This is a genomic window from Xanthomonas phaseoli pv. dieffenbachiae (assembly GCF_008639345.1).
GTDB lineage: Bacteria > Pseudomonadota > Gammaproteobacteria > Xanthomonadales > Xanthomonadaceae > Xanthomonas > Xanthomonas phaseoli.
This window is the reverse complement of sequence record NZ_CP041380.1, coordinates 538642-561691: the sequence shown is the minus strand read 5'-3', so window position 1 is coordinate 561691 and position 23050 is coordinate 538642. Positions and strand designations below refer to the sequence as shown.

At 60.3% G+C, this 23050-nt stretch carries 22 protein-coding genes and 3 pseudogenes; 11 read left to right on the top strand and 14 right to left on the bottom strand.

Annotation, left to right across the window (positions count from 1 at the left end; all coding sequences use genetic code 11):
• Positions 1-40 precede the first annotated feature (40 nt).
• On the bottom strand, positions 41-1015 hold the full coding sequence (locus FLG15_RS02605) for a glutathione S-transferase family protein (RefSeq protein ID WP_057679136.1): 975 nt from the start codon (positions 1013-1015) through the stop codon (positions 41-43).
• A gap of 159 nt (positions 1016-1174) precedes the next feature.
• A complete protein-coding gene (locus FLG15_RS02600) occupies positions 1175-1954 on the bottom strand; it encodes an SPFH domain-containing protein (protein ID WP_057679137.1) in 780 nt (259 codons plus the stop codon).
• Positions 1955-2313: 359 nt separating this feature from the next.
• On the opposite strand from FLG15_RS02600, the gene FLG15_RS02595 reads away from it, so the two are divergent.
• A complete protein-coding gene (locus FLG15_RS02595) occupies positions 2314-3900 on the top strand; it encodes an SDR family NAD(P)-dependent oxidoreductase (RefSeq protein WP_150145487.1) in 1587 nt (528 codons plus the stop codon).
• Between the two features lie 88 nt (positions 3901-3988).
• Here the strand turns inward: FLG15_RS02595 and FLG15_RS02590 are convergent, their stop codons facing one another.
• On the bottom strand, positions 3989-4300 hold the full coding sequence (locus tag FLG15_RS02590) for a hypothetical protein (RefSeq protein WP_057679138.1): 312 nt from the start codon (positions 4298-4300) through the stop codon (positions 3989-3991).
• A 302-nt stretch (positions 4301-4602) separates the two neighbouring features.
• On the opposite strand from FLG15_RS02590, the pseudogene FLG15_RS02585 reads away from it, so the two are divergent.
• Both FLG15_RS02585 and FLG15_RS02580 read left to right on the top strand, forming a co-directional pair.
• Positions 4603-5712, top strand: a pseudogene (locus FLG15_RS02585) (hypothetical protein); the annotation flags it as partial.
• Positions 5713-5754: 42 nt separating this feature from the next.
• Entirely contained in the window at positions 5755-6099 is a 345-nt protein-coding gene (locus FLG15_RS02580; protein ID WP_150147543.1) for a hypothetical protein, read from the top strand.
• Here FLG15_RS02580 and FLG15_RS02575 read toward each other — a convergent pair.
• Both FLG15_RS02575 and FLG15_RS02570 read right to left on the bottom strand, forming a co-directional pair.
• Positions 6068-6379 carry a hypothetical protein gene (locus FLG15_RS02575; protein WP_150145485.1) on the bottom strand — a complete coding sequence of 104 codons (312 nt, stop codon included), beginning with the start codon at positions 6377-6379 and terminating at the stop codon, positions 6068-6070. The genes FLG15_RS02580 and FLG15_RS02575 overlap by 32 nt on opposite strands.
• A 273-nt stretch (positions 6380-6652) precedes the next feature.
• The gene (locus tag FLG15_RS02570) at positions 6653-7597 is read right to left on the bottom strand and encodes an AraC family transcriptional regulator (protein WP_057679140.1); all 945 of its coding nucleotides are present in this window, start codon (positions 7595-7597) and stop codon (positions 6653-6655) included.
• A gap of 50 nt (positions 7598-7647) precedes the next feature.
• On the opposite strand from FLG15_RS02570, the gene FLG15_RS02565 reads away from it, so the two are divergent.
• Positions 7648-8385 carry an SDR family oxidoreductase gene (locus tag FLG15_RS02565; protein ID WP_150145483.1) on the top strand — a complete coding sequence of 246 codons (738 nt, stop codon included), beginning with the start codon at positions 7648-7650 and terminating at the stop codon, positions 8383-8385.
• 346 nt (positions 8386-8731) lie between these two features.
• Here FLG15_RS02565 and FLG15_RS02555 read toward each other — a convergent pair.
• From FLG15_RS02555 to FLG15_RS02545, 4 genes and pseudogenes are all read right to left on the bottom strand, one after another.
• A pseudogene (locus tag FLG15_RS02555) lies at positions 8732-9537 on the bottom strand (XVIPCD domain-containing protein).
• Positions 9538-9579: 42 nt separating this feature from the next.
• Positions 9580-9801, bottom strand: a pseudogene (locus tag FLG15_RS23755) (XVIPCD domain-containing protein); the annotation flags it as partial.
• 867 nt (positions 9802-10668) lie between these two features.
• On the bottom strand, positions 10669-11085 hold the full coding sequence (locus FLG15_RS02550; protein WP_057679142.1) for a SymE family type I addiction module toxin: 417 nt from the start codon (positions 11083-11085) through the stop codon (positions 10669-10671).
• A complete protein-coding gene (locus FLG15_RS02545) occupies positions 11082-11348 on the bottom strand; it encodes a hypothetical protein (protein ID WP_237377078.1) in 267 nt (88 codons plus the stop codon). The genes FLG15_RS02550 and FLG15_RS02545 overlap by 4 nt, the downstream gene beginning before the upstream one ends.
• A 354-nt stretch (positions 11349-11702) precedes the next feature.
• On the opposite strand from FLG15_RS02545, the gene FLG15_RS02535 reads away from it, so the two are divergent.
• On the top strand, positions 11703-12614 hold the full coding sequence (locus tag FLG15_RS02535) for an HNH endonuclease (RefSeq protein WP_150145481.1): 912 nt from the start codon (positions 11703-11705) through the stop codon (positions 12612-12614).
• A gap of 62 nt (positions 12615-12676) precedes the next feature.
• Here FLG15_RS02535 and FLG15_RS02530 read toward each other — a convergent pair whose 3' ends face one another.
• Complete coding sequence (locus FLG15_RS02530) at positions 12677-13270, bottom strand: hypothetical protein (RefSeq protein WP_139790910.1); 594 nt, start codon at positions 13268-13270, stop codon at positions 12677-12679.
• 125 nt (positions 13271-13395) lie between these two features.
• On the bottom strand, positions 13396-14352 hold the full coding sequence (locus FLG15_RS02525; RefSeq protein ID WP_150145479.1) for a hypothetical protein: 957 nt from the start codon (positions 14350-14352) through the stop codon (positions 13396-13398).
• A gap of 249 nt (positions 14353-14601) precedes the next feature.
• Between FLG15_RS02525 and FLG15_RS02520 the strand changes: the two genes are divergently transcribed.
• The gene (locus FLG15_RS02520) at positions 14602-15300 is read left to right on the top strand and encodes a transposase (RefSeq protein WP_057679144.1); all 699 of its coding nucleotides are present in this window, start codon (positions 14602-14604) and stop codon (positions 15298-15300) included.
• 75 nt (positions 15301-15375) lie between these two features.
• Here FLG15_RS02520 and FLG15_RS02515 read toward each other — a convergent pair whose 3' ends face one another.
• The gene (locus tag FLG15_RS02515) at positions 15376-15588 is read right to left on the bottom strand and encodes an XVIPCD domain-containing protein (protein WP_370512620.1); all 213 of its coding nucleotides are present in this window, start codon (positions 15586-15588) and stop codon (positions 15376-15378) included.
• A gap of 114 nt (positions 15589-15702) precedes the next feature.
• Positions 15703-16790 (bottom strand): IS3-like element ISXcd1 family transposase gene (locus tag FLG15_RS02510; protein WP_223842567.1). Its coding sequence is split into 2 segments (ribosomal slippage): positions 15703-16538 and positions 16538-16790, totalling 1089 coding nucleotides; the frame shifts between segments, so codons are not numbered across the junction.
• Positions 16791-17405: 615 nt separating this feature from the next.
• On the opposite strand from FLG15_RS02510, the gene FLG15_RS02505 reads away from it, so the two are divergent.
• Positions 17406-17810: a hypothetical protein gene (locus tag FLG15_RS02505; protein ID WP_205626761.1), complete on the top strand. Its 405-nt coding sequence runs from the start codon at positions 17406-17408 to the stop codon at positions 17808-17810.
• A 7-nt stretch (positions 17811-17817) separates the two neighbouring features.
• Here FLG15_RS02505 and FLG15_RS02500 read toward each other — a convergent pair whose 3' ends face one another.
• Positions 17818-18636, bottom strand: a complete 819-nt coding sequence (locus tag FLG15_RS02500; RefSeq protein ID WP_244665591.1) for a hypothetical protein — start codon at positions 18634-18636, stop codon at positions 17818-17820.
• A gap of 280 nt (positions 18637-18916) precedes the next feature.
• On the opposite strand from FLG15_RS02500, the gene FLG15_RS02495 reads away from it, so the two are divergent.
• The 4 genes from FLG15_RS02495 to FLG15_RS02480 all read left to right on the top strand — a co-directional run bounded on the left by FLG15_RS02495 (position 18917) and on the right by FLG15_RS02480 (position 22646).
• A complete protein-coding gene (locus FLG15_RS02495; RefSeq protein ID WP_057679146.1) occupies positions 18917-19516 on the top strand; it encodes an XAC0095 family protein in 600 nt (199 codons plus the stop codon).
• A 129-nt stretch (positions 19517-19645) separates the two neighbouring features.
• Positions 19646-20134 carry a hypothetical protein gene (locus FLG15_RS02490; protein WP_150145477.1) on the top strand — a complete coding sequence of 163 codons (489 nt, stop codon included), beginning with the start codon at positions 19646-19648 and terminating at the stop codon, positions 20132-20134.
• The gene (locus tag FLG15_RS02485) at positions 20131-21510 is read left to right on the top strand and encodes an XVIPCD domain-containing protein (protein ID WP_209228376.1); all 1380 of its coding nucleotides are present in this window, start codon (positions 20131-20133) and stop codon (positions 21508-21510) included. Before FLG15_RS02490 ends, FLG15_RS02485 begins: the two co-directional genes overlap by 4 nt.
• Positions 21511-21558: 48 nt before the next feature.
• Positions 21559-22646, top strand: a protein-coding gene (locus FLG15_RS02480) for an IS3-like element ISXcd1 family transposase (protein WP_223842567.1) whose coding sequence is annotated in 2 segments (ribosomal slippage) — positions 21559-21811 and positions 21811-22646 — 1089 coding nt in all. Because the reading frame shifts where the segments join, the coding sequence is not laid out codon by codon here.
• Positions 22647-23050: the final 404 nt, after the last annotated feature.

Genomic DNA, 23050 nt, shown 5'->3' with positions numbered 1-23050 from the left:
ATACGCCACTGCACCGGCCGCGCCATGTCGACCATGCGCATCAGCCACCACGCCCATGAGGCGCATCCAGATCCAGTCGCGGCCCCCTCGGGACGATACCGGTGGGGTTGATGGTGTCGTGGCTCTGGTAGTAATGACCCTTGATGTGCTGGAAGTTCACGGTGTCGGCATTGCCCGGCATCTGGTAGAGCTCGCGCAAGAATCCAGACAGCTGCGGGTAGTCGGCAATGCGCCGCAGATTGCATTTGAAGTGCCCGACGTACACCGCGTCGAACCGCACCAGCGTGGTGAACAGGCGCCAATCGGCTTCGGTGAGCCGGTCGCCGCAAAGATAGCGTTGTGTGCGCAAACGCGCCTCCAGCCAGTCCAGGCTTTCGAACAACGGCACCACCGCCTCTTCATAGGCCGCCTGGGTGGTCGCAAAGCCCGCCTTGTAGACGCCATTATTGACGGTGTCATAGACACGCGCGTTCACCGCATCGATCTGCGCGCGCAGCGGCTGCGGGTAAAAATCGCCCTCTGCGGCGCCAATCTGGTCGAAGGCGCTGTTGAACATGCGGATGATGTCGGCCGACTCGTTGCTGACCACGGTCTTGCGTTCGCGGTCCCACAATACCGGCACCGTGACCCGGCCCGAGTAATGCGGGTCGGCCTTGAGGTACACCTCGTACAGATACCGCGCGTGATGCTCCGTGTCGCCGACGACGCCCGGCCCATCGGCGAAGGTCCAGCCGTTCTCGCGCATCAGCCAGTGCACGATGGACACATCGATCATCGACTCCAGCCCTTTCAGGCGCCGGAAGATCAGCGTGCGATGCGCCCACGGGCAGGCAAGCGACACATACAGGTGGTAACGCCCCGGAGCGGCCTGGAACCCGCCCTGGCCATGCGGACCGGCGCTGCCATCGCGCGTGACCCAATTGCGAAACTGCGACTGCGAGCGCTCGAACCGGCCCTCGCTCTTGCTGGTGTCGTACCACCTGTCTTGCCATTGTCCATCGACCAACAGACCCATCGTGTTTTCTCCCGCCGCGACACGCGCAGGTGACCGTAGCCCACCGATGTTGCAGGCTGCGTGAGCAGCGATGGGGTGCGAGCATGGCAGGCGATCACCGTGCAAGAGTGCAGGCAGACATCACCCTGCGCTTGCGCCTGGGGCAGGCAAACGACGCACCTATCTTGCAATCACCGCAGTTCCCGACGGCACCATGTAGCACGCTTGCGCTTTCTTGCAGGCCTCGACATTGAGCTCGGCGATCTGGCTGGCCAGGTATTGCTCCGGCGTCAGCCCCATGCGGTTGCGATACGCGTTATCTGCGTCGGCCTTGGCTTCTTGCTCCTGCTCTCGCTGCCGCTCTGCGGTGGTCGCTTCCACCAGGGTCTTGACCCGCTGCTGCTGCGCGGCAGTGAGATTCATCTGTTGCAACACATCCGGATTCGGGCGTGCGCGGCCCAGGGTGATGTTCTGGATCTGGATCGGCAGGCCTTGCTCCTTGACCAAGGCGCTGACATTTTGCGTCACCGAATCGTCGATCTTCCTGGCGGTGTCGGGGTCGCTCATCATCTTGGTCATGTCGTAGCGCTTGACCTGGTCGCGCACGATGGACGCGTACTGGCTGGCAACATTGTTCTTGAACCAATCCTGCCCGAACCTGGACAACAACAGCGCCGGCGCAGTAATCCTGTATTGGATCTGGGTGGAAAAGTCCAACAGGATGTTGTCGCTGGAGGAAAAATCGTCGAACGCCACCTGCACGGTCTGCGGCGTCACGTCCACATAGGTGGCCGACGTGGTCAGCCACGTGTAAGTGCGCCCTGGGTCGCGCACATCGTCCAGGCGGATGCCGCCCTTGCCGAAAAGCATGGGCTTATCCACCAACACGGCCTGCTGCCCCGGATCGGGCGACACAACGGTGCACGCACACAGCAAGCCGGCCAGCGCGATGGCCAGCATGGAAGTCTTCATCGATGTCCCCTTGAAAGCCCGGGCGGCAATCCGCGCCGGTGTGGCGGGAGATTACCCAAACATTCGGCCAGTCGCATCCTCCGCGCAGCTTGAGGGACGTTCACCGACAGCCCGTCGCTCAAGCAGCGCCCAAGAGCGCCAGCCAAGCGCGCGCCAGCAGCCTGGCTGACCCGCTCAGCCGCCCGGATTGGCGCCAAGCGCCCACAATCGGCGAAAATGCCCGCCTGCCGACGTCCCGGCCAGCGGCCATGCGCAGCGGCGCCCTGCCCGCCCGCTCCTGTCATCGTCTTCGCCTGCTGGCTGCCGCCATCCTGTCTCCGCTGCCAGCCGCCCATTCCGGATCTGCCTTGAACACCAACGTCCCACCCGTGCCCAACGACGAGCTGCCCCTGACCGACCGCCTGCGCGCGGCCCTGGACGTGCTGGAGGCCATCGACGCCGACCGCAGCGTGCTGGATACCCTGCCCGAAGCCGACCGCGTGCGGCTGCATCAAGTGGTGGCCAAGGTCTATCACCCCGAGCCGAAGGCGCGGCGTCAGTTGCTCAAGCAGCGCGAGCGCGAGCGCCACCAGGAAAAGGTGCGCAAGGCCGAAGCGCTGCTGGAACAACGCGGTATCCGCGCGCTACGACGCAAGCCGGTGTTCAGCACGCCGAACTATTTCCCGCCGCATGCCGCCGGCCTGCACGATGCCCACAACGGCGAAAACGCTACTGCCGCGCCGGAGCCCACGCATTCGCCCGAGCTGCGCCATTGCTACGTGTGCAAGCAGAAGTTCACCGAGCTGCATCACTTCTACGACCAGATGTGCCGCACCTGTGCGGAGCTGAATTTCTTCAAGCGCACCGAAACCGCCGACCTGCGCGGGCGCGTCGCCTTGCTGACCGGCGGGCGCGTCAAGATCGGGTACCAGGCGGGTTTGAAGCTGCTGCGTGCCGGTGCCGAGTTGATCGTCACCACGCGCTTTCCGCGCGATTCGGCCGCGCGCTATGCGCAGGAGCCGGACTTCGCGCAGTGGGGTCATCGCCTGCAGGTATTCGGGTTGGACCTGCGCCATACCCCCAGCGTGGAAGCGTTCTGCAATGAACTGCTGGCCACACGCGAACGGCTGGACTTCATCATCAACAACGCCTGCCAGACCGTGCGTCGCCCGCCGCAGTTCTACGCCCACATGATGGCCGGCGAAACCGCCGCATTGCACGAATTGCCGGAGACCGTGCGCAATCTTGTCGGCCAGTACGAAGGCCTGCGCACTCCTGAGTTGCTCCGCGATGCCTCGGCCACCGCGTTGCCCGCGGTGCATGGCCGTGGGCTCGACAGCGCCGACGGCCTCACCCGTGCCGCCGAACTCTCGCAGATCGCGTTGCTGGACGACGAGCTGGTAGGCCAACAGCATCTGTTTCCTGATGGGCGCCTGGATCAGGACCTGCAGCAGGTCGATCTGCGCGGCCGCAATTCCTGGCGGCTGCTGATGGCCGAAGTGCCGTCGGTGGAGCTGTTGGAAACGCAGCTGGTCAACGCCATCGCGCCCTTCATCATCAATGCGCGGCTCAAGCCGCTGATGCTGCGCACGCCCGAACGCGACAAGCACATCGTCAACGTCTCGGCGATGGAAGGCCAGTTCTACCGCAATTTCAAGACCACGCGCCACCCGCACACCAACATGGCCAAGGCCGCGCTGAACATGATGACGCGCACCTCGGCAGCCGACTACCAGAACGACGGCATCCATATGAACAGTGTGGACACCGGCTGGGTCACCGACGAAGACCCCGCGGAAATCGCCGCGCTCAAAGTCCAGCAGGAACGCTTTCATCCACCGCTGGATATCGTCGACGGCGCCGCGCGCATCGTCGACCCGATCATCCACGGCTTCAACACCGGCGAACATGTGTGGGGCCAGTTCTTGAAGGATTACGCACCAACCGATTGGTGATTTGCACCCGGATCCAACCAATACTGCGTCAATGCGATGCGGCGCCGATTACACCTGCGTATCGGCTGCGGCATGCATCGGCTGCAGCCTATCGCCGATCCGCATCCTTGATGGCTTGCGCGCGCGCAAGCGTGTTGGTCAACGCAAGAACCTCCGGTAATTCGTGCCGAAAGGCATCTACGTGCCCGGTTCGCACCACACCTTCCACGTTTGACTGGTCGAAGATCGGGCGGCCTTCCATGTAGAAGCCATCGCGGCCCTGCACGACGAAGTGGAAGCACGATTGCCACCGTGGATCGGGACGGCCCGACAGCTCCACACTGACGTTGCTAGTCGCGCGCCCGCTATCGCCCGAGGTGACGGTCACGGTGCGCGCCGTGATCTGGTTCGCGATATTCATGCAGGCAATGATCGGCGGTCGGCCGTCGCCGCGCTGTGATCCAAGCGCCCGCGGGTGCGTTCACCAGCACGCAACCAGGCGCCCTTCACGCCATCACGACACACCACTGAAGCCGCCAATGCAGCAGCTTAAACCGATGACGGTGGTCGGCAGCATGCGCCCGACCAGCGATGGAGTACACGGGCGCCAGAGACGGACTTACATGCACTCGCGAAACGCTTCGGGCCGGCGAAGTCGTTTATCGATTGTCGGGAGCCGCTACGATATTGCCCAGTGTCGCTGACCCGCCAAGGACGTTGCCCATGTCGCAGCATGCGATCGAGGATGTGATCGAACGCGCCATCCACCTGGTCGATCGTAATGCACAGGACGCCGCGCAGCAGTCCGCGCTCATCCACGCCTTGCTTCACCTGCAGGCGCGCTACGACACCGGCCTGACCTGGTTGCGCATGCACGAGGTGTTGCTGCGCCACGGCGTGCTGGTGCGCACGCCGGTGGAGGCCATCGACGATGCAGCGCTGCGCGCCCAAGCGAGGGCTGCCAAGACATCGTGCTGGTTGGGGAGCGATCGTGGCACGGGCTATCTGCACCTGGAAAAAGACGCACCTGCGCTCTACCAGCAGACGGCAACCGGCCACGCCATGCCGGTCTCCGCCTTGTTCCGTGACGTGCTGACGCTTGCCGATCAGGCCGACGATGGCGAGTTGTTCACCGACCTCTATGGCCTGCTGGTCAACGGCTGGCTCGACGCCACATTCACCGCCGGGGACGGCCTGTCGCCGTCGCTGGACGGCTTGGTGGCCTGCGACGACCTGCAGGCGATCCGGGGCCTTGCCGCGCGGCGTGGACTCAAGCGCCGGCGTGGCGTGCCGGAGGATCTCGCACTGCCTCGCCCAAGCGACAGCCAGGCGCCTGGCGAGATCGAGCAAGACGCCGGCTTGCGCTTCTTCCTGCAGCCCAAGCGCACGCCCACCGCCTTGCTGGCCGCACGCGAAAAGACCCGCCGCCAGCTGGCACGCGTGCATGAACTGATCCCGATGCTGGTGGAGCAGCGTTTGAGCGCCGCGCTGCAGCAGGCAGGTTGGCTGGCAGTCGCCGAGCAACCCCAATGCCAATGGTGCTGGACCCGCGACCGCGACGGCAGCCGCCAGTGTCTGTGGGCCACCCACGACGCGACGTACGGTGAGTTGATCGTCCAGGCAGGCCTGCAGCACGCACGGCTGCTGGACTGGCAACAACGTACGGCCACCACACAGCTGCACGATCTGCATGTGTACGATCGCGCCGCACCGCTGCTTGGCAACCACACGCTCAACCCCGGGGACGTCGGCAACCAAGGCGGCTGGAGACTGGACCCCACTCACAGCGATGCGCAGCTGAGCAATGCCCTCGACCGCCTGGCCGCCGCCCTTCCCACCCTGGATGCGCGCTACTTCGATGCGATCGCGCAGCAGTTGTCCGGGCCGTTTTTCGATCACGACCTGGATATGGTCATGCGCATGATGGAGGAAGGCGACAGCACCGGCGCAATCGCCCAGGATGTGCTGCTTGCCAGTCCCGACAGCACATTATTGGCGTTCGTGTTCCACCATCTGGAACATGGGGACGCCGCCGCTGTAGCAGCGGTGGTCGAGCGCCTGCGCGCACGCAATGACGCGCGCACACGTCTAAATGCCTGGCATCGCGGGCATCTAATCCCATTCCTTCAGCAATGGGATCAGGGGCAGCGCGATATGCCGATGCCGCCAGTGCAGCACGTCCTGCTGCTCAATCACCTGCGCGCACGCGAATCCGTTTGAGCGCGGTCGCCGCCATGCTGGGGCTTGGCACCGTTCCTTTCAAGATAGCCGAACATCTCCGCGGCCCGAACACATCCAGCAGCTGGAAGCCTTCGAACACCAGCATGCATAGCGTCAGTTGCGCTGCATCGAAGGCCACCTTGGCGCGCCGTGCGCTTGCAGGACGCGCATCGTTGCCCGTTGCGCCAGCGCAGATCATGGCCGCACTACCCAGCAGTGCGGTGCGTAGCACCAAACGGCGCGAATGGCTGGCATGGGCCTGTTTCGGTTCGTTAGACATGGCAGTTCCTCTGTGGGGGGCCAAGCGTGCGTTGGCGTCGCATGGATGAGGCCGCACTGCACCGCAAGCGTTGCGATGATGCGCGGGCCACTGTCTGCACCGCCGCGCAGTGCGCGGTGAGGCCGCCTCGCATCGGCGTTGCGGCCGCCGAGCATGCGCCACGCGCACACGTTGACGCGCGCACGACCTACTTCAACGGTTGCTTCTCCAATCAGCGCCGCAGGACAGGCAAACAAGGCTCCGGATCATCACCACAACCGGCCGCTTGCTGCGCTATGTCTCGCTCGGCCTCGTCAAGCGCTTGGGGGCCGCCCCGAACATGCGCTTGAACGCATGGCCGAACGCGCTCGGCGACTGGTAGCCGACGCGCTCGGCAACGCGGGCGATATCCAGAGCGGTTTCAGCAAGCAGCCTGTGCGCCAACAGCATGCGCCACTGCGTCAGGTAGTGGAGCGGCGCCTGCCCGACCTTCTGCGAAAAGCGCGACGAAAACGCCGAGCGCGACATGCCCACGCGCAAGGCCAGTCCGGCCACTGTCCACGCGTGAGCGACATCGCCGTGCATCAGCGCGAGTGCGGCACCGATGTGGCGATCGCCAAGTGCGCCAATCCAGCTTGTGTGCGCCTGTCTATGCGCGTGCATGTAGGCGCGAATGGCTTCCACCACCAGCACTTCGGAAAGACACGACGCGACCCGAGCGCTACCCATCCGATGCCGGCCCATTTCCGCATCGAGCAGATCCAGTGCCGTGCGCACGGCCAAGGCGGATGGCGAGACACTCTGGATCTTCATGAGTCGCGGCAGCGCATCGATCAGAAAGCCACTGTTCTCGCCGCTGAAGAGAATGCCCGCACCAAGCAGCACGGTGTCGTCGCCATCGCCCAGGCGCAGGCTCTGCTGTCCGGCATAACGCGAGACGCCATCGACAGGCGCGCGTTGCGGATCGCTCGCGACAACGTAGGGCGTATTACCGATCAGCAGCACATCGCCTTCGACAACGCGCGTGGGCGCCCGCCGTGGAAGACGGATCCAACATTCTCCGCGTACCACCGCGACCAGCTTGAGCCGATGCTTTTCCGGAAACGACAGCGCCCAATCGCCACGCGCTTCCAGGCGGTTGAGTCCGGCGCTCCTGGCGCCCAACGCAGCCAGAACCTGCGAGAGCGGGTCATCCTTGGACGATTGCGACGAAATCATGGCTGCCAAAGCATAATGCATCCAAGCCGCAGCGCTACCGTAGGTGGCATATCCACACCATGGAGCACGCAATGACGATCGAAAACAAGGTCGTGGTCATCACCGGCGCCGGTAGCGGCATGGGCCGGGCCACGGCACTTCACCTGGCCGCACTCGGCGCCAAGGTGGTCCTTGGAGCACGCCGCGAGGCGCGCATTGCCGAGGTCGCCAGGCAAATCACCCTATCCGGCGGACAGGCGGTCTACCGGCCAACCGACGTCACTGTGCACGAGGAAGTCCTGGCCTTGGCGGACCTGGCCTGCTCGCAGTTCGGGCGGCTCGACGTCATGGTCAACAATGCCGGCATCAGCCCACTGTCTCGATTCGATGCCCTGCAAGTGGAAGCATGGAACGCGATGATCGATGTCAATCTGCGCGGCGTACTCCACGGCATTGCTGCCGCGCTGCCGATCTTTGGACGCCAGCAAAGCGGCCATGTCATCAACGTGGTCTCGACAGCAGGGTTACGCATCGTGCCGACGATGGGCGTCTATGCGGCGACCAAGAACGCGGTCAGAACCATCAGCGAGGCCCTGCTGCGCCAGGAATCCGGGCCGCACATCCGCGTCACCGAGATCTCGCCCGGCATGGTGCAATCGGAGTTGCTGGACACCGTGAGCGACCCGGCGCTGCGTCAAACCCTGCAGGCGCAGTCTGAGGCGAGCGGCATGCCCGCAGAAGCCATCGCGCGCGCCATCGCCTATGCGATCGATCAGCCAGCTGATGTCGAGATCGGCAGCCTGGTCATCCGCCCAACGGCGCAAACCTAGTGGGCATTACTGCACTCCGGCACTGGCATGGACGTTGTTCTTGCAACGTTTGCGGCTTGAAGATCCAACCGTGCAGCATCCTGTGCTGAGCGTGCTCAAAAGCCGCTCTCCGCGTCTGTACATGTCTCGGCTGAAATCTGCTGCACCTCGCTATCAGGCTGCAGGGCAACAGTTCGTTTTTCACCCGCACCAAACCTCTGATAACGGACCAGAGCCCCGCTTTCCAGCACGAAGTAGTCTTCATCCCCCGAAAACGTTGGGCACGCCTGGTAGCCCGCGTACCTGCCTTGCACAGCGCGCCGCTCGCGGAGGCGTGGAAGCCCCACGCCAGGCAGACATATAAACCTCACACCATGCGGTGTTGAGGTGCGATCGATTGCTCGCGCTGCTGCTCCTGCTGCTGGGATTGCTGTTGACGCTGCGTTTCTCCAAGCGACTGCAATTGTGCCAAGGATTGCTCAACCGGCTGTGCAATCGCGTCGCTTGTTTCATATGCGCCATCTTGTGAGCGGGGTCGCTCAACGCGCCTTCCACCACGAAGACGTTTTCGCCCTGTCGCACGGATTTTGTGTTCTCGCTCAGTACGACGTGATCGATCCGCGATAGCCCGTTTTCCTTCGCCAGATACGCGCTGCTTGCTGCAAGGCGGGCGCTGTTATCGTCGTACTCTCGACCGAGCCCTTGCTCAAGGCGGCGAACGGCTTCTTCTGCCTGGCGATGAAGCGGATCTTGCGTGGGCGCGGAACCATGGATATTTCGATAGGTCGGCGCTGCATCGTGATCGTCCCTATTGAGCTCCGGTGGAAATATACGCGGAGCGATTTGCTGCAACGTCGCGGAATCGATATCTCCCGTCGGAGAGAGGCCACGGGCCTGCTGGTAGCTGATGACAGCCGGCTGCATCGACAGACGGTACACACCATCCTCCTGAAGCAGCTGGTTATCTGCGCCCCGGAATCCCTCTGCATTCAATGTGCGCTGCACCTGCCGCACGATGTCAGACGATTCGCCAATGCGGATGGTGCCGTCGTCCACAATTGGCCTCGGCTCGATGCCACCAATCCGTGTCTGGGCATCAACCGATAGACGCCCGCTCGCGAGGTCTTCCATGTAGTTTTCGGATTGCTGGTAGTAACGTGTATCCATCTCCATATGCACATGCTTGCCGGCGTTAGGCAGCCCCTTGTTGCTCTGCGTACCGAGCGACTGACCGTATTCCACGCTGTCTCCTACCGAAACGCCAACTGGATCCAGATGTAAGATGCGCGCGATCAATTCGCCGCCTTTGCGATCGTAGATATCTACTGCACCAAACCGGTCGGCATCAACACGGGCTATATAGCCTGCAACGGGCGAAGGCACATCAACGGCGCGGACGTTAGCGCCACCTGGCGGGATCCGGCTATCTTCAAGCATAAAATCTTTGGTCAATAGCACCTGATCCGCGCCCAGAGCGCTGGAAGGTCCGCCGTCAGTTCTACGCGTCTCCAGCTCCTGAATTTCCCCGCCAATCACACCGTAAGACCGGGTACGCGGGTTTTCGACATTGACAGGAATGCCGTCCACCACCTGAGCATGCGCATTTGCTCCGGGATGATGAGTGACCAAACCCTCGAAATCTTCGACACGCTGATTGCCAAGCCTGGGGCTATGAAACTGCTGCAGCCTGTACGGCGCAGCTTGAACGACATTCCCGTCTTCATCTGCCATGACGTCTCTCCTTGATCATGTAAAACCTTGTTCAATTATTTACACCGACGATACTGCTTGACTGATTCACCGTCGGAAATCACTAGATGATCGCCCTTCAAAATGTACAAGTCATCAGTTCTTATATCTGGCGCAATGTCCGACTTGGCGGAAACAACCCAGGCGTGCGGGCCGGTGGAAACAAGCTTGATTGCTACCGGAACCTCCTCGTGCTCGTATCCACGCAGCCGGGTCTTCTCGATGCGTATGGGCGAATCAGAATCAGGATTCAAGGGTAGCTTGCAGGATTGTGGCCCCAGATCCCACATCCCCTGGAGTTCTGTGGGATATGCAATGGAGTGCCGCACCTTGGTGGCCGACACCGCACTGCAGCTAGGCAATAGAAGAGAAACTGAAAGGAACGCAGTCAACATCCGCATACTTACCTCTACTCGGTGGTCATGGTCGGCGCGCAAGCCTGATAGAGGGCGCGTGACCACTATACCTAAGCCACTAATCGAGCAGATACATTATTACGCAGCACGCATCTTATGCCCCGTGGACGAATTGCCTCGCATGCCGCGTAGGCAACATCTAGCGCCGCGCCCTGCGCGGCTGCAGCGGCACCTCCACCGGCGCTAACACCTCCATCAACAACTGCCCTTCGCTGGCGGTGATGCGCAGCTTGGTGCCGATGGCAAAGCCCAGTTGTTCCAACCATAGGCCGCTGAGGCGGACGTGGGGCACGTGCTGGTCGCCGGCGTGGTCGTGGGCGCCGGGGTAATGGGTGTAGCTGACGGTGCATTGGCGCGGGCGGCGGGCGCGGCGGGGGTCGCGTAGCGTGCCGGGGCCTTGCGGGGAGGCGTCCGGGTCGGGCGGCAGCATCGGTCGCAGCTTGGTGCGGTCGGGTTCCACCACAACCCACTGCACCCGCTTTGGCTGCGCGGGGCGCGTACGCGTGGGGGTGGGCCGTGCGCTGGCAGATACCGTGGGTGGGCGGCGACGTGTCATGGCGCCTCCGCGTAGTCGCTGGTGGATGCGGCGACGCGCTGCTGCAGCGCCACGGCCCTGCGTGCGACCCGGCGGCGTAAGGTGTGCGGCAACACATCGAGTTGGCGACTCAGCGGATGCGCGGGATCATCACTCGCCTGCTCAAAAGCTGCGCCTGCGGCCAGCCGGCGCAGCACTTCGGCGATATCCCAACGCAAGTGGTGAGCGGATGCTGGCAATAAATCAAACGGCACAGATGCCGGCAGGGATGGTGCGGTAGACATGGCAACGCGTTCCTGGAACAACCCAAGAACCGCCGCCAACGGCGACGGGATGCCGGGAGGTTCGAAAACGGAGAGAGCCGGCCGGCGTATTCCCCTTGCGGGTGCTGTATTAGCCGCCCTCCCGACGCAGGCATTGCATCGGCTTGTCCCTGCGCGATGCAGGCACAAAAAACCCACCGGTTTGACGGAGGTGGGTACCGCTATGTACGGAGTTTCGACGCTCCTTGTTGGGGAGCTTGCATCTGGCAAAGAAAGCTTGTCAACCACTAAAACAAGCGGCCAAGAAAGAAGCTTTGAACTGGCTCCACATCTTCGAGCATCAACTTGCTAACCTGGTGCACAGCGAGGATGACTATGACCCATGCCGTTTTCACTGCGTCCGAGAGTTCTGCATATGACGACAGGATTGAGGAGCGCTATCACTTCCCTTCAACCTACCTTCGCGCGGTCAACGCAGCGCTTGGCGATCTGATTATTTACTACGAACCGAGACGGACCTCTGGCCCTCACAGCGCCACTAGACGCAGCGCGTATTTTGCTTGCGCACGGTTGCTCTCAGTCGATCCAGACCCGATGCACCAAGATTACTTCTATGCTCGGCTGGGGGAGTTCATAGAATTTGATCGTGCAGTTCCATTCTCTCAGAACGGCCACTACTACGAAGCGATGCTGAAGAAGGAAGATGGGTCAACAAACAAGGGGGCATTCGGAAGGTCCGTACGCGGCATCAGCCCCGAAGAGTTCGATGCAATTGTCAGGCTAGGCATGTCCGCCCCGATCGAATCGTGGGAGCGTCAGGACTCTGCTATCGACTCCATAGGGCACCGGATCAGTGAGCACGAAGCCCCTCTCTATGCAGAGAGAAGCGTTGTGCAACGACTGACAAACAGGACATTCCGAGATGTGGCCTTTCGCAGACATGTCAGGATTGCCTACGAGAACACTTGCTCGGTCACTGGCCTGAGGCTAATCAACGGAGGCGGCAGGCCAGAAGTGCAGGCTGCACATATTCGCCCTGTGGAAGCGAATGGCCCGGACACGGTGCGTAACGGCATCGCGCTCACAGGAACTGCCCACTGGCTCTTCGACCGTGGCTTGATTTCCATCTCTCCAACCTACGACATTCTCGTATCGCCACAAGGAGTGCCTGATGAACTCGACAGGCTGATCGTTAGGGATCGTCGCCTCATCCTCCCTAAGGATTTAGAACTGCGGCCACACCAAGCTTACCTGGAGTGGCACAGGCAAAATCGCTTCAAAATCTAGGGGTCTACGATAAACCGTATTCCCTGCAGCCGAAGGAAATCGATAGATATTGGCCGAAATTTCTAGCCCCCAATTTCCAACCACTCTGCAGCTCGACCAGCATCTTTCAGCTGATCGCCGTTGGTCAAACAGGTAATTGCGCCGATGGCAGCCAATGCAACGTAGACCCAAGCTACGACTGCGAACTGCTGAGCCAATTTTCCAGTAACAATCCAGTAGGCCAGAAAAAGTCCTGGGCAGCCCAGCAAGAAATACCCCACACTTAGCATCAGCACCTTGCGCTTTCGAGTGATCGCACTGATGTTCTTTGGATTACGCCAATGTACCTGCGATGTCGCCACGTCGAACGTAAAAAGGCTCCATCCGTCCGAGACGTCAAGTAGTGCTCTACCAGGATTCTGACTAACCATCAGCTTACGAATCAAAATTGTAGGCAGATATTTCCCAAACAGATGACGAACACTTACACATAGCCATAGGTCGCTGCGCCCTTCTATATCCTTGAACGCATCGAGAAAATCTTTTCGGTCTGCGCTCCGCGATCGGTGAAGACTGAACCCACCCTTCACTAGGATGCTTCCTAGCACAATTATTATAATCGGAACGGCTAACGATAGACCACCAGCCTGTATTAATTGCTTGATTACTGCATCCATTTCCTCAAAATCCCTATCAAGGATCCAGCTGTATCCCCCATCACGAAGAAGCCCGTCAGCACTTTACGCTAAACAGTCATCTGGGCGCTCCCAACAAGAAATCCCGTCACACATTCTAAAAACCCCTACTTGGCAGGCGGACGCTTAATTCTCTCGTATATATCCATTGATTCAACATCAATAAGATCCAGATTTTTCACCTTAAAACCTACGTAGAGACCACTCTCATCCTTCCCCTTTGTTACCAACGGAACACCGTACACAAAGACTACACAAGGTTCACCGCTTGACGCGAATCGCATCAGACGCTTTGCGTGTAACTTTTTCATCTCTGAAGCCTGTAAATCACCCCTCCAAACCATTAGCGAAGGACGAACCTTTCGTGGCAATTTAGTCCCAGGCAGAACGGACTCAATTGCGTCACGAAATTTAATTCTAAACCCCTTTTCTTCTTCCGCGATAGAAGCGGTCCCCCAATAAACGCGGTCCTTTCCACTAAGCTGGGGACGCTTAGAAAAAATACACTCGAACATCTCCTCGTAGGTGATAGCTTGATTAGCGCCGGCCCGGATCGTCTGGTCTGCGTCTACTCCGGCGGTCCTTGCTTTAGTCCATCGTGAGACAAGCGCTGCCACTGAGTAGAAATCTGTACGTCTACTGCGAAGTCCACCACTTCCGCCCCCAACACCATGACCTCGTAGTCCGCCGGTTCCACCAGAAATTGCAGTTTTGGCTTTAAAGTGATCTGCAGGACGACTCATGAGAAATCGGTCCGGTGCCGGCGAACCCGCGTCCGCTTTTCGTCCCTTCCCAACTCCCGACCCCACAATTTTTTCGACATCCCCCTCAAATGGGCAGCCAGCTGTGTGAGTATCGTAGCCACGCTGGACACGATAGTGCGGCTGTTGTTTGAGTTCCAGCTCAGGCGTGTCTAAATTCGCGCAGGTGTAGCGTGCTGGACAGGCCTCGCCTGGGCAGCAAAATGCTCGCTTATCAGTGATGATATCCCCCCAATAGAGCTCGTAAGCACGTTCCGCGTTGATGATGTCATTTTCTTCGCTGCAAGCTAATTCCGTTCTCATCTAATTCTCTTCGCGCGTATCGCATGCGATAGCGGCATATGGCCTCCTAACTTAAGCATAAAAATAGCATTTAATTTAAATACATGATCAAAATCTCATTTTAGCGAGCCAAAGAGTAATCAACGTGCCAGACACGGCTGGGCGCTAGCGGAGTCAGGTTCACTTTTCAAGCAAATTTCAGGCGACTGACTCAAATATTTGGATGGCCTCCCGCTATCATCACCATCAGCTGGCTGCACGCGTTGTGATATGTCCAGACTCACACGCATCGACCTTACCGGCATCCCGCAGCACATCGTGCAGCGTGGGAACAACCGCTTGCCGTGCTTTCTGGATGATGGCGACCGATTGCGCTACCTGCACCTGCTGCATGAGGCCCTGCGCGCCACAGGCTGTCAGCTGCATGCTTATGTATTGATGGAAAACCATGTGCACTTGCTAATCACCCCAACTGCAGCGGGACGGATCGGGCAACTGATGCAAAGGCTTGGGCGTAACTACGTCGCGCTGTTCAATGGCCGCCACGAGCGCGCCGGTACGCTATGGGAGGGACGCTACAAAGCCTGCCTCGTGGACAGTACTGACTACGCGCTTCGCTGCTATCGCTACATCGAGCTCAACCCAGTGCGCGCTCGCCTGACCGACGATCCTGCGTCGTATCTTTGGTCCAGCTGTCCGGCCAATCTAGGCCAGCGCGAGCACTCCGCGCTGACGTCACATCCCTGCTGGCTTGCGCTTGGCAACGACGCGACGGAGCGATCCAACGCCTACCGCGCTCTGCTCGATGAAGCCCTGCCCGACGAACTGCTCGCCAGCATCCGCCTTCATCTGCAGCAGCAGCGAGCACTGGGCCATGACGCCTTCCGTACGATGGTCGAAGCCAAGACCCGCCGCTTAGCGGGCACAAGGCCCGCGCATCGGCCACGCAAGCCGAGCGCCGTCGATTGATAAGTAAACCTGACCCCGTTACTCGGGGAGCAGGCCTGCGCACTACCCGTTAGGAGCAACGCGCCCTCTATCAGATCAGCTGAGGGTTTGACCCTGATTTCGTGACACCTCGCGCTGCTGTGTCATCGCTTGCTCCTGAGCGATGGCCTGGTTTGCCACCATCAGCTTGGCATCTGACTGCTCGACTGGAGTCTGCATTGCCTGCTGCACAGGAACATGCGCACGCAGGTGCGCGGGATCGTTCAATTCTCCTTGAACGGCGATTAGGCGTTCAGGCCCGGCAACCACGTGATCCACTCTTGTCAGTGCATTGCCGGAGAGCGACGCATTGGAAGCATTCGGATACTGGTCTCCGTTGTCCTTGGGTAATCCCCCCGCTTTGAGCGTTCGCCAAAAGTGGAGCTAGGCGGCCATCGCCAATTTCATTGCTGGCGTGATACCGCCGAGCGCCATGTTGGGGCGCTCATGGTTGTACGTCCATAGCCAGCGCGTGGCCTTGTCCTGAACCTGCTCGATGGTGTCGAACAACGTTGTGGCCAGCCAGGCGTAGCGGACGGTGCGGTTGTAACGTTCGACATAGGCATTCTGCTGCGGCTTGCCTGGCTGGATGTGCTCGATCCGAATCCCGCGCTGCTGTGCCCAAGCTAGCAGCGCGCCGCTGATGTACTCCGGGCCGTTGTCGCAGCGAATGGCGTTTGGCTTGCCGCGCCAGTCAATGATCTGTTCCAACGAGCGGATCACCCGGGCCGATGGCAGCGATAAGTCGACCTCGATGCCCAGACCCTCACGGTTGAAGTCATCGAGCACATTGAACAACCGGAAGCTGCGGCCGTCGGCCAGCTGGTCGTGCATGAAATCCATCGACCAGACCTGGTTGATCGTCTCCGGCACCGCCAACGGCTCTGGCCGCTCGCGCACCAGCCGCTTCTTCGGCTTGATCCGCAGGTTCAACTCCAGCTCCCGATAGATGCGGTACACCCGCTTGTGATTCCAGCCAAAGCCCTTCACGTTGCGCAGGTGCAGAAAGCACAGGCCGAACCCCCAATCACGATAGGTTGTGGTCAACCGCACCAGCCAATCGGCAATCCGGGCGTTCTCCTCGCTGGCCTTGGCTTGATAGCGAAAGCAGGTCTCGCTCACCGCAAAGGTCCGGCAGGCATGCCGGATGTTCGTGTGGCCACCATCTACGGCCCATCGGGCCATCTCCCGGCGTTGAGATGGCCTCACCATTTTTTTGCCATCGCCTCCTTCAGCAGGTCGGCGCTGAGCTGGGCATCGGCGTACATCTTCTTCAGGCGCCGGTTCTCGTCCTGCAGCTCCCTGAGCTGGGACATCAGCGATGCGTCCATGCCGCCGAACTTGCTGCGCCACTTGTAGAACGTCGCCGAGCTGATGCCGTGTTCCCGGCACAACTCCGGCACGGGCGTGCCGGCCTCGGCCTGCTTGAGGACGGCAATGATCTGGCTGTCGGTGAAGCGGGATGTCTTCATGGAACCTCCTCGGAAAAGGGTACGAGAAAATTCCACTTCTGGCGTCAGCTAACCTGTGGGGGGATTACCGCGAATTTAGTAATTGCAGCAGCTTGTCTCCATGAAGAGAAGTGGCGGTTCTCCTATGGTCGCAAGCTCACGCCCGCCCGTATCGCCGAATTTGTTCTGCCAAACGATCGTGAGTTGGAGGAGTGGGTGGCAGAGCAGATCACGCAGACAAAGCGTGTAGTCAAGGCTGCATTGGAGGGCTATGACCCGGCGATTAGAGATGCTTTCTATATATAGTTCAATACGGTATGAAGTGGGGTAAAGTGCATTTTGCTTACAAAAGAGCGGGGCTGAGTGCATTTTCCTCTGCTGTTATTCTGTCTTCACAGTTCAGTCGATTGTGAAGGGGAAATAAGGGCGGAGTACAGTTATTGTTTCTGATGCCTTGAAAACAGGAAGTCACAGCGCAATTTCCTCTACTAGTGTCCAGCCCTCACGGGTCAGTCATTATCGGAGAAGGCACTTTGCTCATTCTCGAAAACTGCGCTGGTCCGAGCTGAAGCATGCATATGGCTTAGCCGGCGGCATCCCGCGTTGCTGGGGCATCTACAGACGGTGCCCTCATCCGTGGATGGATCGGAGCCGTGGTTCACTTTGTGGAGCGCGCTTGCGCATCAGGGCGACGTTTATTCGACTTCCTTCGTGGCCGTGCCGCATGTCGTCCATGCATTGGCACGGGCACCTGACAAGGCGGATCACTGGTACTTCCAGTTCCCTGCCTTGGGGGAGATCTGCCGCGCGAAGAGCCAGGCCGAGATTCCCGAGGATCTTCGGGCGGCCTACGTGAATTCCTTGGCTGAACTTTCATCCTTGGTCGTGACTGCTTCCTCTCGTGCCTGGGACCCGAAGTTTCTTGCTTGTGCTCTAGCCGCCGTCGCCGCTGCGAAGGGGCAACCCGCGGTCGCAGAGGCCGTCTTTGAACTCACGCCCGACGTCGCCGAGGAGTTCATGGAGTGGTTCTTTACGCGTTGAGGCGTGCTCAACCACTCGCAGCATTGTCCTGCCGGTTCGCCTCAGCAAGCAGTTGCTCGTACGTCTGCACACGAACGCGCAATCGGATCAGGTGCCAGGAAAGCGCGTAAGCGAACAGCAGCAGGAACGCGAGAAGGCTCTGCATGATCGTGATCTTGCTCAGGACGCTCCAGTCACCCCAATGCCAGTCCTTGAACTGCAGATAGAGGGCGAGCAGCACCGGCATGATCCCGAGCTTCTCCATTCCGCCGGTGAACAGGCCCAGGCGTTCATGCATGTTCGTCCGACGGTCACGCATGAAGGTCTCGCGTTGACGGCGCTGCTCAAGCGGAAACGCGCGTAGTGCGGTGACGATGTCTTGGTACTGGAAAAACTCCTGCTCCATCTGCTCCGCATGTGTGGCGTAGGGTTGTCTAACGCTAGGCAGCTCACGCTTGAGCTGCAAAATCGCGTCGACTGCAAAGCCAATGAGCTCGATGGTGAGCCCAGTTGCCGCGCAGACGAGCGCTGCCTTGCCATCCAGCACAGTGCCGAACAACATGCCAAACCCTGCGCCTAAGAAGCCAACGATGAAACTCCGCCGTTCCAATGGGCCAGCTCGGTTCTGCTCGGTCACTTGCGAGTAGTGGCTCATCACCGCGGCGAGCCAAGGAAAGCTGAGCGCGTTGGCTGCCGCACTTTCTTCGGAATGTCTAGCAGGCGCTGCGGGCACTTCCTCCATTGCGTTCGCCATGTCTCTACCTTCGAGCGTCCAGCTGAGGCTGTCTGCAGCAAGTATTCCGTAGCCACTGACATCGCGCCAGAGTAATCCGATTGCCCAATGCATGGTCTACAAATCGCTATTGACACGCCATGGAGTGCAGTAGCACTCTCCACTTCAAGGAGCGTCGAAACTCCCCACACAGCGGTACCCACCTCCGACAAACCGGTGGGTTTTTTGTGCCCGAAGCTCGGGCGCAAGCCGACGCGATGCCTGCGTCGGGAGGGCGGCTAATACAACACCCCTCGGGGAAATACGCCCGCCGGCTGTGTGCGGTTTCGAACCTCCCGACTTCCCGTCCGCCATGCGTGGCGGACGGACCCCTTCATGGAACGAGGAGGCAACGATGGCGCACGACCGTTTGGACGACGACGACATGCCCGGCTATTTCCTGCCGGAGGACAGCCAGTTCCGGCTGGCGAAGCTACGCGATCACGTGCGCTTCCTGGTCCGGCTGGCGCAGCCACGCACGCAGGCCGAGGAGCGCGCCGCCGAACCCCAGGTGCGCATGGGCGAACTGGCGCTCTGTCTGGAACTGTTGGCCGAGCAAGCGGACCTTGTACTGGGTGCGCTGTCCTATCCCGCCCAGCGGACCGTCACGACGCGCGGCGCCTGGCCCAATGCCGCTGTCCAGGCAGCGCCGGACGCAGGCAGCGGCACGTTCCGTGTGACGCAGCAGCAGATCGAGAGGCTCACTCAGCTGGCCGAGACCGTCTCGGCCAGTGCCCGGATGGTGGCGGCCGGCGATGCGTCCGAGCGCGCCGGCCAGACCCTGCCGGAAGTGGGCATCACGCTCTGCGCCGCAGCGAACGACGTGCGTGAACTGCTGCTGCAGATCGCACACCAGCCGCTGCGCGAACCACCGTCGAATCGCGTCCGCGAAGAGCGGGCGGTCTATGCGCTGGAATCCGAGGCGCCGCCTGCGGGAGGCGGGTGGCTACATTGATCCTGGCTTGGTTGGCTTGAAGCAAGAACGCATAGCAAATGGAGGGGCGCTGGGGACTTGTGGAACGCACAGGAGCTAGTTGCTATCTTTTGCGCATACGAGCCGCAGACCATGTCCAAGGAGTGACCGATGGCTGAGCAAAAGCGATCCGACCGGCGTTTTTCGGTGGGCGCGCTAGTTGTAGCAATGGGGTTGATCACCTCCTGTGCCAGCTCCGCTTCCGCGAGCAAGGCCCCTTCCTTTTCCGGGGAGTGGGCGTATGCCAAGAAATGCGACTTGGGCCACTATCTGAGTCTGCATCTCCAGCAGAGTGGTGATCGCGTGACAGGTGACTGGAGCGAAGGCACCAACGTCCGCGGTAGTGACGGAAAACTGCAGGGTCAGATACGTGATGGCATCTTGTACGCTCGCTACTGCAGTGATGATGGAGAAGGGGGCTATTCCGTATGCCCTGCCTTCTCAGGGCCGGATGACCAGTTCCGATTTGAAAATGGAGTGCTGGTTCGCTATCAGAAGTACGGGTCGGACTACCGGCGCAGCGTCGCCCTTCACCCGGATGTTGCAGGAAAGGACGTGCCGTTTGATCGGCAATGCACAGACTCGGAGGATAGCCAATGAGCACTCTCACCGATCAGGAGTTGCGTGCCACGCTGTATTTCGCAGTAGGCGTCACTTCCGAGAGCCGATACGCCGCGTATCGGCTGGAGGTTGCAGGTGACAATCCGCGAACGCCAGCGCTTGAACCGGCAGACAACAGCGGATACACCATCGGCACCATCCAGACGGATCTCGGGCAGCACTATCAGCCGAGTATCCCCAATGGCGAGAACGTCCCAAGGGATTTGATCAACGCGTATCAGGGGTGGGCAAGAGCGCATCAGCCACAGTCGGTGTTGACTGAGGAACAAGCGGATAGAGCGGTTGCGGATCTTGGGCGCGACGGCCGGGCGATCCGAGGTGACGCGGGGCGCCCCGTAGACGCGGACGTCAAGTCCCGATTGGACACGTTTCTGGCATCTGATGCGGGTATCAGCTGGGTGCACGAACGCGACGTTGCCCAGATCGACAAGCTGATGGATCGAGCTATCGGGCCTCTGCAAAGAAGCGATCTGTACCAGCATGCCTCACTGGACGATCAGGTGAAGCTGACCGCCATGGTCGGTAAGGCGTACAACCAGAACGAAGTACGCACAGCATCGATGATCCGTAACCTTGAAGGCAACCAATACCATTCCGTGGCCGACGTAAGTGCCGCCATCGACGGACTCAGCCCAAATCGCTCGGGCCGGGGCGATTACTTCGAAATGGGGCGTGATGACGCACTACGAGGGGCCGCGGTAGTTAATGCCTTGCGCAACGCGAATCGAGAAAGCCCTCTCTCGACTGCGTGGGCAAGTGTCCTGGCAGATCCGCTCGTCAATCCAACCGCCCTTAATGCAGATAGGGCGCATCAGAACTTGCCGCACGAGTACCCCGTCATCAAGAACTTGTTCATTCATGACGATCGCGCAGGGCAGTTCATCGGTGCCTTGGATAGAGGTGGAGCGCATCAGTACGGCCCCACGGACCGCGCGCATCCGGAGCGCTTCAATGGGCCGGGCTTCTATGCCGCGGGCAATGATCTGGTCAATTGGAACAAGCATGGACAGGGCCATGCGTTCTTGAACGGTGAGTGGAGTTCTGTCGCGCGCGAGAATCTGACGCGCGCCCGAAACCAAGATGGCACCACCGATCTCAATATGCAGCAGGGAGGCCAGACGCAACGGCTGCTGCATGTAGACCCTCATGCACCAGAACTTCGGCCAGCTCCGCAAGATCACGGTGGCCGGACCGGCCCCGATAATCCTGCGCACCCTGATCACGCAATGCTCCTGCAAATCAGAGAAGGCGTGCAGCGGCTCGGAAGCCAGGCTGGTGTGGCATTCGATGAGAACAGTGAGCGCGTGTGCAGGAGCCTTCTCGCCGCCTGCAAGGGTAATCCCCCCACAGGTTAGCTGACGCCAGAAGTGGAATTTTCTCGTACCCTTTTCCGAGGAGGTTCCATGAAGACATCCCGCTTCACCGACAGCCAGATCATTGCCGTCCTCAAGCAGGCCGAGGCCGGCACGCCCGTGCCGGAGTTGTGCCGGGAACACGGCATCAGCTCGGCGACGTTCTACAAGTGGCGCAGCAAGTTCGGCGGCATGGACGCATCGCTGATGTCCCAGCTCAGGGAGCTGCAGGACGAGAACCGGCGCCTGAAGAAGATGTACGCCGATGCCCAGCTCAGCGCCGACCTGCTGAAGGAGGCGATGGCAAAAAAATGGTGAGGCCATCTCAACGCCGGGAGATGGCCCGATGGGCCGTAGATGGTGGCCACACGAACATCCGGCATGCCTGCCGGACCTTTGCGGTGAGCGAGACCTGCTTTCGCTATCAAGCCAAGGCCAGCGAGGAGAACGCCCGGATTGCCGATTGGCTGGTGCGGTTGACCACAACCTATCGTGATTGGGGGTTCGGCCTGTGCTTTCTGCACCTGCGCAACGTGAAGGGCTTTGGCTGGAATCACAAGCGGGTGTACCGCATCTATCGGGAGCTGGAGTTGAACCTGCGGATCAAGCCGAAGAAGCGGCTGGTGCGCGAGCGGCCAGAGCCGTTGGCGGTGCCGGAGACGATCAACCAGGTCTGGTCGATGGATTTCATGCACGACCAGCTGGCCGACGGCCGCAGCTTCCGGTTGTTCAATGTGCTCGATGACTTCAACCGTGAGGGTCTGGGCATCGAGGTCGACTTATCGCTGCCATCGGCCCGGGTGATCCGCTCGTTGGAACAGATCATTGACTGGCGCGGCAAGCCAAACGCCATTCGCTGCGACAACGGCCCGGAGTACATCAGCGGCGCGCTGCTAGCTTGGGCACAGCAGCGCGGGATTCGGATCGAGCACATCCAGCCAGGCAAGCCGCAGCAGAATGCCTATGTCGAACGTTACAACCGCACCGTCCGCTACGCCTGGCTGGCCACAACGTTGTTCGACACCATCGAGCAGGTTCAGGACAAGGCCACGCGCTGGCTATGGACGTACAACCATGAGCGCCCCAACATGGCGCTCGGCGGTATCACGCCAGCAATGAAATTGGCGATGGCCGCCTAGCTCCACTTTTGGCGAACGCTCAAAGCGGGGGGATTACCATACTCCATCCTTGCGCGGCAAGCAATTCATGAAGAAGAAGTTCACTGCGACGCTCAGATGTACCCTTGGACTTGCTCATGTCTAACCTCAACATCCTAGATGCACAGTTGCTAGCTGCGCGAAACTTAAAGAATAGCTGCTGGCGTCCCTAGTGGCACGCTCTTGCAAACAAGCAAAGAACAGACGTACACACGTGTTGTCGCACCAGCTGCGATCGCTGCGAAATTATTTTTACGCTAGCTGAAGCGTACGAAGGGACGGATTCCTGGCTACCCCAAAATTGAAGGAAAGAAGCCGCCCTAGGGGCGGCTTGTTGGATATCCTAGGTTGGGGATACTAGCGAGCCAGTCTCCTTGATCGACTCA

What these genes read in the sequence shown, in the direction of transcription:
- FLG15_RS02605 (WP_057679136.1), bottom strand. Translation starts at nt 1,015, where the DNA reads ATGGGTCTGTTGGTCGATGGACAATGGCAAGACAGGTGGTACGACACC.
- FLG15_RS02600 (WP_057679137.1), bottom strand. Translation starts at nt 1,954, where the DNA reads ATGCTGGCCATCGCGCTGGCCGGCTTGCTGTGTGCGTGCACCGTTGTG.
- FLG15_RS02590 (WP_057679138.1), bottom strand. Translation starts at nt 4,300, where the DNA reads ATGAATATCGCGAACCAGATCACGGCGCGCACCGTGACCGTCACCTCG.
- FLG15_RS02575 (WP_150145485.1), bottom strand. Translation starts at nt 6,379, where the DNA reads ATGTCTAACGAACCGAAACAGGCCCATGCCAGCCATTCGCGCCGTTTG.
- FLG15_RS02570 (WP_057679140.1), bottom strand. Translation starts at nt 7,597, where the DNA reads ATGCATTATGCTTTGGCAGCCATGATTTCGTCGCAATCGTCCAAGGAT.
- FLG15_RS02565 (WP_150145483.1), top strand. Translation starts at nt 7,648, where the DNA reads ATGACGATCGAAAACAAGGTCGTGGTCATCACCGGCGCCGGTAGCGGC.
- FLG15_RS02550 (WP_057679142.1), bottom strand. Translation starts at nt 11,085, where the DNA reads ATGACACGTCGCCGCCCACCCACGGTATCTGCCAGCGCACGGCCCACC.
- FLG15_RS02545 (WP_237377078.1), bottom strand. Translation starts at nt 11,348, where the DNA reads ATGTCTACCGCACCATCCCTGCCGGCATCTGTGCCGTTTGATTTATTG.
- FLG15_RS02535 (WP_150145481.1), top strand. Translation starts at nt 11,703, where the DNA reads ATGACCCATGCCGTTTTCACTGCGTCCGAGAGTTCTGCATATGACGAC.
- FLG15_RS02530 (WP_139790910.1), bottom strand. Translation starts at nt 13,270, where the DNA reads ATGGATGCAGTAATCAAGCAATTAATACAGGCTGGTGGTCTATCGTTA.
- FLG15_RS02525 (WP_150145479.1), bottom strand. Translation starts at nt 14,352, where the DNA reads ATGAGAACGGAATTAGCTTGCAGCGAAGAAAATGACATCATCAACGCG.
- FLG15_RS02520 (WP_057679144.1), top strand. Translation starts at nt 14,602, where the DNA reads ATGTCCAGACTCACACGCATCGACCTTACCGGCATCCCGCAGCACATC.
- FLG15_RS02500 (WP_244665591.1), bottom strand. Translation starts at nt 18,636, where the DNA reads ATGCATTGGGCAATCGGATTACTCTGGCGCGATGTCAGTGGCTACGGA.
- FLG15_RS02495 (WP_057679146.1), top strand. Translation starts at nt 18,917, where the DNA reads ATGGCGCACGACCGTTTGGACGACGACGACATGCCCGGCTATTTCCTG.
- FLG15_RS02490 (WP_150145477.1), top strand. Translation starts at nt 19,646, where the DNA reads ATGGCTGAGCAAAAGCGATCCGACCGGCGTTTTTCGGTGGGCGCGCTA.
- FLG15_RS02485 (WP_209228376.1), top strand. Translation starts at nt 20,131, where the DNA reads ATGAGCACTCTCACCGATCAGGAGTTGCGTGCCACGCTGTATTTCGCA.